The following is a 13,340-nucleotide window of genomic DNA, read 5'->3' as shown; positions in this document are numbered from 1 at the left end:
TGAACCGGACATCAGCCGATGGAGCCGACGTCGTAGACGGGCGGCAGCTGTTCGAACGCCTGGCGCACTGTCGTCAGCGCCTTCCGGAGCGTGGCGTGGCTCATCCGCCCGCCAAGGCAGATCCGGATGCCGCCGCCATGGCCGGGTCCCGCAATGAAAGGCTCGGACGGTGTGACCGCGACATTCTGGTTGGCCAGCGAGCGCACCAGCCCGTCTTCCGTCCAGTGCTGCGGCACTTTCAGCCAGGCGCAGAGCGAAAGCGGGTGGCTGGAGGCGAAATGATCGCCGAGGATTTCGGCGGCGATGCCTTGGCGCGAGCGCGCCTCATCGCGCTGTATCGCCAGCAATTCCTCTGCTGTGCCGTTCTCGACCCAGCGCGTGGCGATCTCGGCCGTCAGATAGGTGCCGCTCCAGCTGGACACCCGCAGGATAGAGGCAGCCCGGATGGAATAGGCCGGTGGGACAACGAGGTAGCCGACCCGCAGGCCGGTCAGGACCGTCTTGGTGAAGCTTGTGGCGAAGAAGCCGAGATCGGGTAGAAGCTCGGTGATGGAAGGCAGGTCCTCCTCGATCATCGGCCTGTAGACCTCATCCTCGATGACGAAGATGCCGTAGCGCTGCGCGATTTCGGCGATCGCGCGCCGGCGCTCTGCACCGGCGACGTGGCTGGTGGGGTTGTTGAGCGTCGGAATGAGCACCAGCGCCCGGACGCTGCCGACGGCGCAGGCCGCTTCCAGCGCATCGGGCAAGATACCCTCAGCATCGGTCGGCAATCCCTTCAGGCTGAAGCCGAGGATATTGGAGAGCCCGATGATGCCGTGATCGGTGAGGTTTTCGCACAGCACGACATCGCCGGAGCGGATGATGCAGCTCAGCGCGAGGAAGATGCTGTGCGCTGCCCCGTTGGTCACGAGAATGCGCTCGGCGCCTGCACTGACACCCATCGGCTGCAGCCAGAGACGCGCCGCTTCGCGATGCCGGTCGAGCCCGGCGATCGGCCGGCAGGGGCGCATGAAGCTCGCAATATCGCTCTCTGCAAGCTCGCGGAAAATTTCGCGGGAAGCGTCCTCATGCGCATCGAGATAGACGGCGCGGATGATCGAGAGGTCGAGCACTTCGTTCTGGCTGTGATCGAGCATCATCCGGCCCGCGCGATCGGTGACGCGCGCCTTGACGAAGGTGCCGCGGCCGATTTCGCCGCTGAGATAGCCGAGCCTCTCCGCTTCCTTGTAGGAAAGGCTGACGGTTTGGACCGACAGGCCGAGTTCCCGCGCCAGGTCGCGATGCGTCGGCATCCGGTCCATCGGCTTGAGGATGCCGGAATCGATATCGGCGATGATCCGCTCGGTCAGAGCCGCATGCTTCGTCTCGCCCTTCTGCTTCGCCACGCTCGGCCGCCAGACGACCGGCTTTGTCGCGGGAGTCGGATCGGTGGCGAAAGGATTGGCTTGGCGGCGCATGAATTGTCTCGTTTTGAAGGCGATAATTTCATGACATTATGCACGCTTCGAGCAGAAAGATGAAGCGCCCCGCGCCGCCGATCGCGATCAGCCCGCAAAAACCACTCAAAGCGTTACGCCGCCGCTGTTTTTTGGCTCTCAGATCCCGGAGCCGTCGAGATTCTGTTCGTCCTCGCCTTCCCAGGGTGTGGGCATCGCGGCGCGGCTCACGTCCACCGTTGGAAGCGGCATCCAACACTTCAGTTCCGGTTCGGCATATTCGATGATCTGCCCCGGCGAGGAATCGGATGCCCGCCAGCCCTCGGCGCCAAACCGGTCGCCATTCGACCAATAGGCAAGATCGACCTCGGCAGGCCCCTGTTCGACCGCGCGGATCGTCACCAGGATCCGGCTGCCGTCTCTCGGTGCGCTTGCCATGTGGCGCCAACGGTCTGGTTCGGCCATTTTCTTCCTCCCATGTTGATCTTCGTCAGCCTCACGCCTCGAAAAGCGCTCGCTCCTCAGCAAATTTCCGGGCGATGAAATCGCAGACCGCTCGTATCGGCGTCTCCTTGCGATCCTGGCGCCGAGTGAGCAGCCAGATTTCGCGCGGCGGCGGAACCGGCTCGAGCCGGCAGAGCCTGAGGGACCGCTCGGCGCGTCCGATATAGTGGGGCAGAAGCGCCAATCCGGCGCCCGATCTCGCGGCAGTTGCCTGCGCCACCTGGTTGTTGGCGCGAAACACCAGCCGTTCATTCGGGAACTCCCGGGCAAGCCATGCGGCTTCCGGCAGGTAGGAATTCGTCTCGTCAAACCCGATGAATTTCGGCGCAGCACCTTCCTCCACCTCTTGGCAGATGGCCGGCGTGCCGTAGAAGCCGAACGCCATCGGCAGCAGCAGCTTTGCCATCAGGTCTCCATCCTGAGGCCGGCCGAGACGAATGGCAATGTCTGTTTCATGACGCTCAAGGCTCACCGAGCGAAGATCGGTAGCGAGATCGATGTCCAGTCCGGGAAACTGAAGCGGGATTTCGGCCAGGCGCTCCGTGAGGAAACCCTGCGCAAGCGCCGGAGGGGCATTGATGCGAACCAGCCCCCTGGGCGCGCCATCGGTGCCGCCGCGTACCAGCGTCTGAACTGCCGTCTCCATGTCGCTGGCAACCGCGAGCGCCTGCGTGCCCGCTGCTGTCAGGACGTAACCATCCGGCCGTCTCTCGACCAGCTTCTCGCCGAGCGTCGCCTCGAGCGAGCGGATCCGCCGCGCGATGGTCGCGTGATTGACGGATAGGGTGCGGGCCGCCGCCGAGAGGCTGCGATGCCGCCCGAGCGCCAGGAAGACGCGGATGTCCTGCCAGTCAGGCTCTGTGCGTTTTTTCTCAGCCACTGAGAACCAATAGCCAATTTCACACAAGAAGTCACCAGCCTACCTCTGGTGGGCAAGACAATCAGCGCGCCGGCTGACTGTAGTCAGCGGCCGGACAAGGAAGGAAATCATCATGAGCAGCGAACAGAAAGTCGTCATCGTCACCGGCGCCTCGCAGGGCCTGGGTGCCGGTATCGTCAAGGCCTATCGCGAGGCAGGCTATGCCGTCGTCGCCAATTCCCGCAACATCAAGCAATCCGCCGACACCGGCATCGTCGCGGTTCCCGGCGATATCGGCGAGCGCGCCGTCGCGCAGACACTCGTCGATACCGCTATCGAGCGCTTTGGCCGCATCGACACGCTGATCAACAATGCCGGCGTCTTCATCGGCAAGCCCTTCGTCGACTATACGACGGACGAGCTCGCCAATGTGCTGAAGGTCAATATCGAGGGCTTCTTCCATATCACGCAGCTGGCGCTGCCCCATCTGGAAAAGCATCGCGACGGGCATATCGTTCAGATCACCACGACGCTTGTTCATCAGGCTCTCTCCGACGTGCCGTCCGGTCTCGCCCTGCTGACAAAGGGCGGCCTTGATGCTGTCACCCGCGGTCTGGCGATCGAATATGCAAAGCGTGGCGTGCGGGTGAATGCCGTGGCACCCGGCATCATCAAGACGCCGATGCATCCCGCCGAAACCCACGAATTCTTCAAGGGCCTGCATCCGGTCGGCCGGATGGGCGAGATCGGCGATGTCGTCGATGCCGTGCTCTATCTCGAGCGCGCCCGCTTCCTGACCGGCGAAACCATCAATGTCGATGGCGGCCAGCACGCTGGACGCTGGTAATTCACGCTTGCCCGCGTTCTGCGCGGGCAGCTCTCCACATTCATCAACCGCCGCGTCGGATCAGACCACCGGCATAGCGAAGGTAAGAACCATGCCTTATGTGAATATCAAGGTGACGCGCGAAGGAACGGCGCCGGGCGCGCAGGCTACGACGCCGGAGCAGAAGAAGGCGCTGATCAAGGGCGTCAGCGATCTGCTTTTCGAAGTGATGGGCAAGCCGCATGCTTCGACATTTGTCGTCATCGACGAGGTCGAATTGGAAAACTGGGGCGTCGGCGGGGTGACCACTCCGGAATTTCGCCGGAAGCAGGCTGAACAAGACGCCAAATCCGAATAGGGTTGCCGGCGGGCGCCAGAGAAAAGGAAGTCGTGACCATGGAATCCCGGAAAGACAGCCGCATCACCGATCTCTTCGGCATCGATCTCCCGATCATCCAGGCGCCGATGGCGGGAGCCACGACGCCGGAGATGGTGATCGCGACGAGCGAGGCCGGTGGTCTGGGCTCGCTGCCCGGGGCGATGCTGACGGTCGAACAGATGCGAAGCGCGCTGGACCAGATCCGCGCTGCGACGCGAAAGCCTGTCAACGTGAACTTCTTCGCCCATGCCGCTCCTGAGCCAGATCCGTCCGCGCAGATGCTGTGGCGGGCGGCGCTGTCTGCCTACTACGTCGAGCTCGGTCTCGATCCGGCCGATGCTGTTCCATCGTCCAATCGCGCGCCGTTCGACGCGGCTTTCTGCGAGATCGTCGAGGAGTATCGTCCCGAGGTCGTCAGCTTCCATTTCGGCCTTCCGGGCGACGCGCTGCTTGCAAGGGTGAGGGCGACGAATGCCAGGATCATCGCTTCTGCCACCACGGTAGCCGAGGCGCGCTGGCTCGAAGAGCGCGGCGTCGATGCCGTCATCGCCATGGGATACGAGGCGGGCGGCCATCGCGGCAACTTCCTGAGTATGGATATGGCAACCCAGGTCGGCACTTTCGCGCTCGTTCCGCAGATCGCCGATGCCGTCTCGGTGCCGGTGATCGCTGCCGGCGGAATTGCCGATCAGCGCGGTGTGCGCGCCGCCTTCGAACTCGGCGCATCCGCGGTCCAGGTGGGCACGGCCTATCTGCTGACGCCGGAAGCAAAAGTTACGGAGTTTCACCGCCAGGCGCTACGCGCCGGGGGCGCGGACAAGACGGCGCTGACCAATGTCTTCACGGGGCGGCCGGCCCGCGGCTTCATGAATCGTCTGATGCGTGAGATCGGCCCGCTCTCGGATATCGCTCCGGCGTTCCCGACAGCCGGTGGCGCGCTGATCCCGTTGCGCACGGCGGCCGAAAAGACGGGCAGCTCCGATTTCTCCAGCATGTGGTCCGGGCAAGCCGCGGGGCTGGCAAAGGAGAGATCCGCCGCCGAGCTCACCCGCTATCTCGCGGCGGCGATTAAGGAGTAGGGGCAGTCTGCTCCCTAATGCTCCGAACTCAGCGCATGCTTGACCCGCAGGATCGTCAGGCAGACCGTGCCGATGACGATCGGGATCGAGACCAGCATCACCAAGGGATCGATGTGATATCCCGCATGATCAGCGGTTTCGAACACGACCTTCAGCAGGCTGAGCAGATAATAGCTGATCGCGATGATCGAGAAGCCCTCGACGGCGCGCTGGATCTTCACCTGTGTCGCCGCCCGTTCGGCCATGGCCTGGATCTGCACGGCGTTCTGGTGTTCGATCTCCACCTGAATGCGCGTCTGCAGAAGATCGATCAGATGGGTGGTCGCCTGTGACAGCTGTTCCAGCCGCAGCGCCGTCGCCTGGCAGGTGCGGACGGCGGGCTTGAAGCGGCGCGCCACGAAGGTGCCGTAGCGCTGGAAGCCGGGCACATGGGTTTCGCGCAGCAGCGCGATGCGTTCCTCGACAATAGTCGTGTAGGCGCCGGTGGCGCTGAACCTGTTGCGGGTCTCGGCGGCTGCCGAAATGATCTGCGAGGAGAGCACCGTGATATCGGCCAGCAGCTCCTTGTGTTCGTCTGCCGGGATCAGCAGATTGCGGTTCGTCAGCTCGATCAGCTTCCGGTCATAGGCGCCGATCATCGGGGCCAGACGATGAGCGACCGGCAGGCCGAGCAGAGCCATCGCCCGATAGGTCTCGATCTCGAATATCCGCCGCACCATCCGCCCGAGTCGATGGGCGTTCAAATCCCTGTTGAAGAGCAGGATGCGGCTCGACCCATCCTGCCGCACCTTGAAATCGGAGCAGACGAGGGCGGAGCCGCCGCCGATGAAGGAGGCCGCGGTGTCGCCGAAGCCGAACCTTGCCAGATGCGGCGGGAGGTCCTCGGCGGTTTCGTCGACGACCAGGATCGCCACCCGGCATATCTGTTTTGGCGATGCGATGCCGGTCAGTTCCAGCACCTCGGCATCCGACAGCTCCGACGCGGGCCATTCGGCGGCGTCGGTTGAGAGCTTGCGAAGCCGCGTCACCGTTACGAATTCGGTGTGGCGCTCGACGCGGACCGCGACGTCCGCTTCATTCGACAGGGTGTCGTGAAATCCCATATGGCTCGCCGCACTGCCTTCGCCTGGCATGATGGCGACGTGCTCGACGAAAGCCGGGCCATCGAAATAGATCGACGGGCGCGCGTGTAGTTCTGCATTGAAATCCGACGACGATCCCATCTCTGCTCCATCCCCAAGGTGGTAGGACGCTACAAAGGGAGATTCGAGAAGAAAAGCGGTAACCGCGGCTCGAATTAGGTTTGCCGCATAAATATCGATTTAACTCAAGGGCGAGACGGCGGAGTGCCGGATCCGCGCTATTCGAAGAGATCCGGATGGTCCGCTTCGATCTGCGGCAGGTCCGAGAGAATGCCGTTCAGATGCGCGCGCATGGCGGCATCGGCGGCGTCGGGGTTGCGCGTATCGATCGCCGTGATGATCGCCTCGTGTTCGGCGATCAGCCGCAGCATGGAATCCGGATGGCGGAGCTGCAGATTGCAGACGCGGTCCATATGCGCCTTGATGTCGGAGATGGCGTTCCAAGCGAGGCTGCAGCCCGCGCCCTCGGCGATCGCGATGTGAAACTGCTCGTCCTCGCGGCGGAAGGCGTTGTGGTCCTGCGCCTCCATGGCGGCGCGCTGGCGCATGAGGATCGTATCGATCCGCCGCCGCGTCCAGGTGTCGAAGCTTTCGCTGGCGCGGCGGGCAACCGCCGTCTCCAGCGCCTCACGCACGAAGCGGGCTTCCATCATCTGCCGCGCCGAGATGCGGACGACGACGGTGCCGCGATTCGGGCGGATGTCGACGAGCTTGGATTTTCCGAGCGCGATCAGGGCTTCGCGCACCGGCTGGCGCGATACGCCCATGCGGGTGGCGATGTCCTGTTCCGAAAGCCGCATGCCGGGAGCGAGCTCCAGCTGAATGATCAGTTCGCGCAGATCCCGCTCGACCTGTGCCGCGGCGGTTTCGCCGGTCTCAACCTTTAAAGTTTCGAGGTGCATATCTCGTGCCGCCGTCATGCGTTGACATCCATTTAAAACCACCATACAGTACCATACAATTCAAACGCAACATAAATCCGGCGGTGCAAAAGCCGGGCAAATAGGGAGGGGCCGGCAGCTTGCGTCCGGCCTTGAGGAAGCATTGTTGTCTAAAATGTCGAACTTCATCACGCCCGATTCCAGTGATCCGCGTCTCCACATTAAATCCCGCTATCAGATGCTTGTCGATGGCAAGTCTGTCGACGCATCGTCGGGCAAGACGATCGATCGAGTCAGCCCCGGGCATGCGGGTGTGGTGGTCGGCACCTGGCCGGATGCTTCGGCAGATGACGTGAGACAGGCGATCGCGGCTGCCCACCGCGCCTTCGATACCGGCCCCTGGCCGCGGATGTCGGGCGCCGAGCGCTCGCGGCTGATGTTCAAGGTCGCCGATCTCATTCTGCAGAAGCAGGAAGAGTTGGCGCTGATCGAAAGCCTGGAGGTCGGCAAGCCGATCGCGCAGGCCCGCGGCGAAATCGGCTTCTGCGCCGATCTCTGGTCCTATGCGGCGGGTCAGGCTCGCGCGCTCGAAGGGCAGTCCCACAACAATATCGGCGATGACCGCCTCGGCCTCGTGCTTCGCGAACCGGTCGGCGTCGTCGGCATCATCACGCCCTGGAACTTCCCCTTCATCATCGCCTCCGAGCGCGTTCCCTGGGCGATCGGCGCCGGTTGCACCGTTGTCCTGAAGCCCTCGGAATTCACCTCGGGCACCTCGATCCGCATGGCGGAACTGGCCCGCGAAGCCGGCATTCCCGACGGCGTCTTCAACGTCGTCACCGGCTACGGCGATCCGGCCGGTCAGGTGCTTGCCGAAGATCCCGGCACCGATATGGTGGCATTCACCGGCTCGGTGCGCGTCGGCACCAAGCTTGGCGAAATTGCAGCGCGCAGCGTCAAGCGTGTCGGCCTGGAGCTTGGCGGCAAGGGTCCGCAGATCGTCTTTGCCGATGCCGATCTGGAAGCCGCCGCCGATGGCATTGCCTATGGCGTCTATCACAATGCCGGCCAATGCTGCATTTCCGGCAGCCGTCTTCTCGTCCAGGAAGGTATCGGCGATGCGCTGATGGAGCGGCTGCTCGATATCTCGCGCAAGGTCACCTTCGGCGATCCGCTGAACGAGCGCACCAAGATCGGCGCGATGATCTCGGAGGCCCACGCCGCCAAGGTCCACTCCTATGTCGAAGCGGGCGTCAAGGAAGGGGCCGAACTGCTACTCGGCGGCACACGCGCAGGCGAGGGGGCCGGTCTCTATTATGCGCCGACGGTCTTTGCAGGCGTCACGCCCGACATGTCGATCGCCCGCGAAGAAATCTTCGGGCCTGTGCTCTCGACGCTGACCTTCAAGACGGCGGACGAGGCCGTGGCGATGGCGAATGCCAGCGACTACGGGCTTTCGGCCTCCGTCTGGACCAAGGATCTCGAAACCGCGCTGCAGAGCATCCGCCGCATCAGGGCCGGCCGCTGCTGGATCAACAGCGTCATCGACGGCACGCCGGAGCTTCCGATCGGCGGATACAAGAAAAGCGGCCTCGGGCGCGAGCTCGGTCGCTACGGCTTTGACGAATATTCGCAGTTCAAGGGCATCCACGTGACGCTCGGGCGCCCGGCGCCCTGGTTCGCCTGACGATTAAGCAGGTCCTTTCGCCAAGGCAGGAGAGCGGAAGGGCTTGATGGGGGAAATCTCGGCTGGCGCGATCTTTGGTCGGAGCTCGCCAGCCGAGAATTGGGTCTTTCGACCCGTATTGCACATCCAAAGGGAGGATACGCAAATGAAACTGACCAATCTTAAAGCCGCGGTGCTTGCCGCGGGCTTTGCCGCCATGGCCTCGTCGACGGCGCTTGCCGCAGACGTCAAGGCGACGATGATCATCTATCTTGATCCGAGTGTGCAGTTCTTTAACCCCGTGGTGAAGGGCGCACAAGATGCAGCGGCACAGTTCGGCGTCGATCTCGACGTGCAATATGCCAACAACGATCCGGTTCGCCAGAACGACCTGATCGAGAGCGCGACGGCAAGCGGCGTCGACGGCATCGCCGTGGCGATTTCCTCTTCGGATGCGTTCGACAGCAGCATCTGCGCGGCCGTCAAGGCTGGCATCATCGTCATCGGCTTCAACAATGACGACCTCGAAGGCGCCAAGGGCAATTGCCGCCAGGCCTATGTCGGCATGGATGAGTTCGCATCGGGCTATGAACTCGGCAACCGCATGATCAAGGAATTCGGCCTGAAGTCCGGCGACGTCGTCTTCAATCCGCGCGAAATCCCCGAGGCGAGCTTCGCGGTCGCCCGCGGCGGCGGCATCGAAAAGTCGATGAAGGAAGCCGGCATCAAGGTCGAGACCGTGCGTGCCGGACTGGACCCGGCCGAGGCGCAGAACATCATCGCCCAGTTCCTGGTCGCCAATCCTAACGTCAAGGCGCTGTTCGGCACCGGTTCGGTGACCTCGACCGTCGGGGCAGGCGCAATCAAGGATGCAGGCGCCAAGATCCCGTTCGGCGGCTTCGACCTCGCGGTCGAGATCGTCAACGCGGTCGAATCCGGCGCGATGTTCGCCACCATGGACCAGCAGCCTTACCTGCAGGGCTACTATCCGATCGCCCAGATCGCGCTCGCCAAGAAATACGGCCTGACGCCGACCGACGTCGATACCGGCCAGGGCGCCTTCCTTGACAAGTCGCGCATCAGCTCGGTCAAGCCGTTGATCGGCAGCTATCGCTAAGCGACAGACAAGGGGAACCGCCTTTGTGGCCGGTTCCCCGCTCTCCCAAAAATCGAGTAGCAGACCGTGACACCTATCCTTGCAGAGAGTGCCGCGCCCCGGTCGCGGACCCAAAAACAATCGATCCTCAAACAGATCATGGGCAAGCCGGCAGGCGCAATCTTCCTCGTCTTCATGACGCTGCAGATCGTCTGCATCGTTGGCGCCTTGCTCTATCCCGATGACTTTCGCTACCTGTCGCCGCAGAACCTGACGATCCTGATGAAGGCGATCCCGGTGCTCGGCTGCCTGGCGCTCGGCGCCGGCGTGCTGATGATATCGGGTGAGTTCGACCTGTCGATCGGCTCCGTCTACACCTTTACCGCCATCCTGATGGCAAGCCTCGTCAATCTCGGCATCAGCGCCTTCATCGCTGCGCCGATCGGCATTCTGGCGGGCGTGATGATCGGACTTCTGAACGGCCAGATCACGCTCCGCTTCGGGCTTCCGTCGTTCATCGTGACGCTTGGCGGCCTGCTGTTCTGGCGTGGTGCGGTGCTTCTTTATAACGGCGCCGTTCAGGTCCGCTTCGATCCGGAAGTCGCCTTTACAAGCCTGTTTTCGGGCAGTCTTTTCGGCATCAACGCGGCCTTCATCTGGATCATCCTGCTGGTCGCAGCCTTCCATCTGCTGCTGCACAGCCACCGCTTCGGCAACCACGTCTTTGCGACCGGCGGCAATCGCGGCGCAGCCGAGGCGATCGGCATCAATACCGGCCGCGTCAAGCTGATCGGATTTGCGATCGCCGGTGGCATGGCGGCTGTTGCCGGGATCCTGGCAACGACGCGCGTCGGCAGCGTTCAGCCCGGGCAGGGCGCGGGTCTTGAACTGCAGGCGATCGCCGCCTGCGTCATCGGCGGCCTGTCGCTGCGCGGTGGCCGCGGGTCGATCATTGGCATCTTCCTCGGCGTGCTCCTCATCCACACCATCACCGATGTGCTGCTGCTCCTGAGAGCGCCGGGCTTCTACCTCGACATGTTCATCGCGACGCTCATCGTGCTGGCGGCAATCTTCAACCATCTCATCGAGCGGCGGGGGCTTGCGTGATGTCGAAACCCAATCTTCTCGAACTCCACAACATCTCCAAGAGCTTCGGTGCGCTGACGGCGCTCAGCAACCTGAGCTTCCATATCGGCGAAGGCGAAGTGGTCGGCCTGCTCGGCGACAACGGCGCCGGGAAATCGACGACGGTCAACCTGATCTCCGGCATCCACAAGCCGACCGATGGATATCTGACCGTCGACGGCAAGCGGACGCTCTTCACCTGCCGTTCGGATTCGGCCGATGCGGGCATCGAGACGATCTACCAGCATACGGCGCTGGTCGATTCCCTCTCGATCACGCGCAACATCTTCATGGGCCGCGAATTGACCGATCGCTTCGGTTTTCTCAGGCAGGCAGAGATGCGCGAGATCGCCATGGAGGTGCTGAAGAACGCCGTCCATATCGCCGGTATCGACTCGCCCGACACACTCGTCGGCAATCTTTCCGGCGGCCAGAAGCAGGCGGTGGCGATCGCCCGCGCCGTCTATTTCAAGAAGCGCGTCCTGCTGCTCGACGAGCCGACCTCGGCTCTCTCCGTTCGCGAGACGGAAGCGCTGCTCAACCAGGTGCTGAAGCTGAAGGCCGAAAATGTCTCCAGCGTACTCGTCACCCACAATCTCTACCATGCCTACCAGGTCTGCGATCGCTTCGTGATCATGAGCCACGGAACCAAGGTATTCGACGTCGAAAAGGCCGACACGACCGTCGGGCAATTGACCGAATATGTCGTGTTGAGCTGACGCAGATGTTCAAGACAAGAGGCAAATGAATGACCCTATCTGTCAAAACCCGCCAGGTCGTCGGGCCTGAGGATGCCGCGCGCCGCAATACGCAGGGGCTGCGTGAAGGCTTCGTCATCGAAAACCTGTTCCGCGCCGGCGAGATCAACCTCACCTATAGCCACCTCGACCGGATGATCGTTGGCGGCGTTTCGCCGACCCGGGAGGCCCTCGAAATCTCCCGCGTTCCCGAGACCGGGACGGATGCCTTTCTCGAACGCCGCGAGGCGGCGATCGTCAATATCGGTGGTGCCGGTAGCGTCACGGTTGGGGACAAGACCTACGAACTTGGCTTCCAGGAGGCGCTCTATGTCGGCATGGGGCAATCGGCTCTCCGCTTCGAAAGCCGCGATGCTGGCGAGCCGGCGCTCTTCTATCTGCTGAGCGCGCCGGCGCATCGCGCCTGCCCGACGGTCCTCATCACCCGCGATATGGCGCGCAAGGTGGCGCTTGGTTCGGCTGAGGAATCCAACGCGCGCACCATCAACCAGTATGTGCATCCCGACGTCTGCGACAGCTGCCAGCTTCTCGTGGGGTTGACGATGTTCGAACCGGGTTCGGTGTGGAACACGATGCCGGCGCATGTCCATGACAGGCGCATGGAGGTCTATCTGTATTTCGGCATGCAGGAGCAGACGCGCATTTTTCACTTCATGGGAGAGCCGAGTGAAACCCGGCATGTCGTCCTGAAGAACCACGACGCGGTGCTCTCGCCGGGTTGGTCGATCCATTCGGGCGCCGGTACCGGCCGCTACGCCTTCATCTGGGCGATGGCCGGTGACAACATGAGCTTTACCGATATGGACAAGGTTCCGATGGACGCGCTGCGGTGACCGGCTTCGATCTGAGCGGCCGCTGCGCCATCGTCACCGGCGCCAATACCGGCATAGGCCAGGCGATCGCAGCAGGCCTTGCTAGCGCCGGCGCCGACATCATCGGCGTCGGGCGCTCGGCAATGACGGAAACGGAGGCGCTGGTGCGCGGCCACGGCCGCGGCTTTCACGCCATCGCGGCCGATCTCTCAAAGACAGAGGCCGCACGCGCCATCGTCGATCAGGCCGTCGCTGCCGGAGCGTCTCCCGATATCCTCGTCAACAATGCCGGCATCATCCGCCGTGCCGACGCACTGGATTTCACCGAAGAGGATTGGGATGCCGTTATCGACACCAATCTGAAATCGGCCTTCTTCCTCAGTCAGTCCTTCGCCAAGAGCGCGATCGCATCCGGACGGCGTGCGAAGATCATCAACATAGCCTCGCTCCTGTCTTTTCAGGGCGGTATCCGCGTTCCCTCATACACGGCGGCAAAGAGCGGCCTTGCCGGCCTGACGCGGCTGATGGCGAACGAATGGGCTGGTCGCGGCATCAACGTCAACGCTATTGCACCCGGCTATGTCGAGACCAACAATACCGAGGCACTGCGCGCCGATGCCGAACGCAGCGCCGATATCCTGAAGCGAATTCCGGCGGGCCGCTGGGCGCGTCCTGACGATATGGTGGGCGCGGCGATCTTCCTTTCCGCTCCCGCTTCCGATTATGTGCATGGCGCCATCCTTCCCGTCGACGGCGGATGGCTTGCCCGATGAA

14 protein-coding genes are annotated in these 13,340 nt (G+C 63.0%); 9 read left to right on the top strand and 5 right to left on the bottom strand.

Annotated elements, in window-relative coordinates; translation table 11 throughout:
* Positions 1–11: 11 nt before the first annotated feature.
* The 3 genes from F2982_RS22120 to F2982_RS22110 form a co-directional block, all read right to left on the bottom strand.
* A complete protein-coding gene (locus F2982_RS22120; protein WP_203430911.1) occupies positions 12–1,460 on the bottom strand; it encodes a PLP-dependent aminotransferase family protein in 1,449 nt (482 codons plus the stop codon).
* A gap of 138 nt (positions 1,461–1,598) precedes the next feature.
* Positions 1,599–1,904 (bottom strand): hypothetical protein, encoded by a 306-nt coding sequence (locus F2982_RS22115; protein WP_112717736.1) that lies wholly within the window; start codon positions 1,902–1,904, stop codon positions 1,599–1,601.
* 31 nt (positions 1,905–1,935) lie between these two features.
* The gene (locus F2982_RS22110) at positions 1,936–2,823 is read right to left on the bottom strand and encodes a LysR family transcriptional regulator (RefSeq protein ID WP_203430910.1); all 888 of its coding nucleotides are present in this window, start codon (positions 2,821–2,823) and stop codon (positions 1,936–1,938) included.
* A gap of 112 nt (positions 2,824–2,935) precedes the next feature.
* Between F2982_RS22110 and F2982_RS22105 the strand changes: the two genes are divergently transcribed.
* From F2982_RS22105 to F2982_RS22095, 3 genes are all read left to right on the top strand, one after another.
* Positions 2,936–3,649: an SDR family oxidoreductase gene (locus F2982_RS22105; protein ID WP_203430909.1), complete on the top strand. Its 714-nt coding sequence runs from the start codon at positions 2,936–2,938 to the stop codon at positions 3,647–3,649.
* 91 nt (positions 3,650–3,740) lie between these two features.
* Positions 3,741–3,986 carry a 4-oxalocrotonate tautomerase family protein gene (locus F2982_RS22100; protein WP_112717742.1) on the top strand — a complete coding sequence of 82 codons (246 nt, stop codon included), beginning with the start codon at positions 3,741–3,743 and terminating at the stop codon, positions 3,984–3,986.
* A 38-nt stretch (positions 3,987–4,024) separates the two neighbouring features.
* Entirely contained in the window at positions 4,025–5,086 is a 1,062-nt protein-coding gene (locus F2982_RS22095) for a nitronate monooxygenase (protein WP_203430908.1), read from the top strand.
* A gap of 14 nt (positions 5,087–5,100) precedes the next feature.
* Here the strand turns inward: F2982_RS22095 and F2982_RS22090 are convergent, their stop codons facing one another.
* Both F2982_RS22090 and F2982_RS22085 read right to left on the bottom strand, forming a co-directional pair.
* Complete coding sequence (locus tag F2982_RS22090) at positions 5,101–6,309, bottom strand: DUF3422 domain-containing protein (protein ID WP_112717744.1); 1,209 nt, start codon at positions 6,307–6,309, stop codon at positions 5,101–5,103.
* A 137-nt stretch (positions 6,310–6,446) separates the two neighbouring features.
* Entirely contained in the window at positions 6,447–7,148 is a 702-nt protein-coding gene (locus F2982_RS22085) for a GntR family transcriptional regulator (protein WP_203430907.1), read from the bottom strand.
* 136 nt (positions 7,149–7,284) lie between these two features.
* Here F2982_RS22085 and F2982_RS22080 point away from each other — a divergent pair, with 136 nt between their 5' ends.
* The 6 genes from F2982_RS22080 to kduD all read left to right on the top strand — a co-directional run bounded on the left by F2982_RS22080 (position 7,285) and on the right by kduD (position 13,339).
* A complete protein-coding gene (locus F2982_RS22080; RefSeq protein ID WP_203431151.1) occupies positions 7,285–8,796 on the top strand; it encodes an aldehyde dehydrogenase family protein in 1,512 nt (503 codons plus the stop codon).
* A 145-nt stretch (positions 8,797–8,941) separates the two neighbouring features.
* Positions 8,942–9,892 (top strand): substrate-binding domain-containing protein, encoded by a 951-nt coding sequence (locus F2982_RS22075; RefSeq protein ID WP_112717750.1) that lies wholly within the window; start codon positions 8,942–8,944, stop codon positions 9,890–9,892.
* Between the two features lie 66 nt (positions 9,893–9,958).
* Positions 9,959–10,978 carry an ABC transporter permease gene (locus F2982_RS22070; protein WP_203430906.1) on the top strand — a complete coding sequence of 340 codons (1,020 nt, stop codon included), beginning with the start codon at positions 9,959–9,961 and terminating at the stop codon, positions 10,976–10,978.
* Positions 10,978–11,715, top strand: a complete 738-nt coding sequence (locus F2982_RS22065; protein WP_112717754.1) for an ATP-binding cassette domain-containing protein — start codon at positions 10,978–10,980, stop codon at positions 11,713–11,715. Before F2982_RS22070 ends, F2982_RS22065 begins: the two co-directional genes overlap by 1 nt.
* A 29-nt stretch (positions 11,716–11,744) precedes the next feature.
* Entirely contained in the window at positions 11,745–12,587 is an 843-nt protein-coding gene (gene kduI / locus F2982_RS22060; RefSeq protein ID WP_203430905.1) for a 5-dehydro-4-deoxy-D-glucuronate isomerase, read from the top strand.
* On the top strand, positions 12,584–13,339 hold the full coding sequence (gene kduD / locus F2982_RS22055) for a 2-dehydro-3-deoxy-D-gluconate 5-dehydrogenase KduD (protein WP_203430904.1): 756 nt from the start codon (positions 12,584–12,586) through the stop codon (positions 13,337–13,339). Before kduI ends, kduD begins: the two co-directional genes overlap by 4 nt.
* The last annotated feature ends 1 nt before the right edge of the window (position 13,340 follow it).

The organism is Rhizobium sp. BG4 (assembly GCF_016864575.1).
In the GTDB taxonomy this organism is placed as follows: domain Bacteria; phylum Pseudomonadota; class Alphaproteobacteria; order Rhizobiales; family Rhizobiaceae; genus Rhizobium.
The sequence above is the reverse complement of the archived record's forward strand: the minus strand, read 5'-3'. Positions and strand labels throughout refer to the sequence as shown.

Bases quoted from the DNA above. Each gene is read 5' to 3' on its own strand.
- F2982_RS22090 (WP_112717744.1), bottom strand. From the start codon at position 6,309: ATGGGATCGTCGTCGGATTTCAATGCAGAACTACACGCGCGCCCGTCG.
- F2982_RS22075 (WP_112717750.1), top strand. From the start codon at position 8,942: ATGAAACTGACCAATCTTAAAGCCGCGGTGCTTGCCGCGGGCTTTGCC.
- F2982_RS22105 (WP_203430909.1), top strand. From the start codon at position 2,936: ATGAGCAGCGAACAGAAAGTCGTCATCGTCACCGGCGCCTCGCAGGGC.
- F2982_RS22120 (WP_203430911.1), bottom strand. From the start codon at position 1,460: ATGCGCCGCCAAGCCAATCCTTTCGCCACCGATCCGACTCCCGCGACA.
- F2982_RS22080 (WP_203431151.1), top strand. From the start codon at position 7,285: ATGTCGAACTTCATCACGCCCGATTCCAGTGATCCGCGTCTCCACATT.
- F2982_RS22115 (WP_112717736.1), bottom strand. From the start codon at position 1,904: ATGGCCGAACCAGACCGTTGGCGCCACATGGCAAGCGCACCGAGAGAC.
- F2982_RS22065 (WP_112717754.1), top strand. From the start codon at position 10,978: ATGTCGAAACCCAATCTTCTCGAACTCCACAACATCTCCAAGAGCTTC.
- F2982_RS22095 (WP_203430908.1), top strand. From the start codon at position 4,025: ATGGAATCCCGGAAAGACAGCCGCATCACCGATCTCTTCGGCATCGAT.
- F2982_RS22085 (WP_203430907.1), bottom strand. From the start codon at position 7,148: ATGACGGCGGCACGAGATATGCACCTCGAAACTTTAAAGGTTGAGACC.
- F2982_RS22100 (WP_112717742.1), top strand. From the start codon at position 3,741: ATGCCTTATGTGAATATCAAGGTGACGCGCGAAGGAACGGCGCCGGGC.
- kduI (WP_203430905.1), top strand. From the start codon at position 11,745: ATGACCCTATCTGTCAAAACCCGCCAGGTCGTCGGGCCTGAGGATGCC.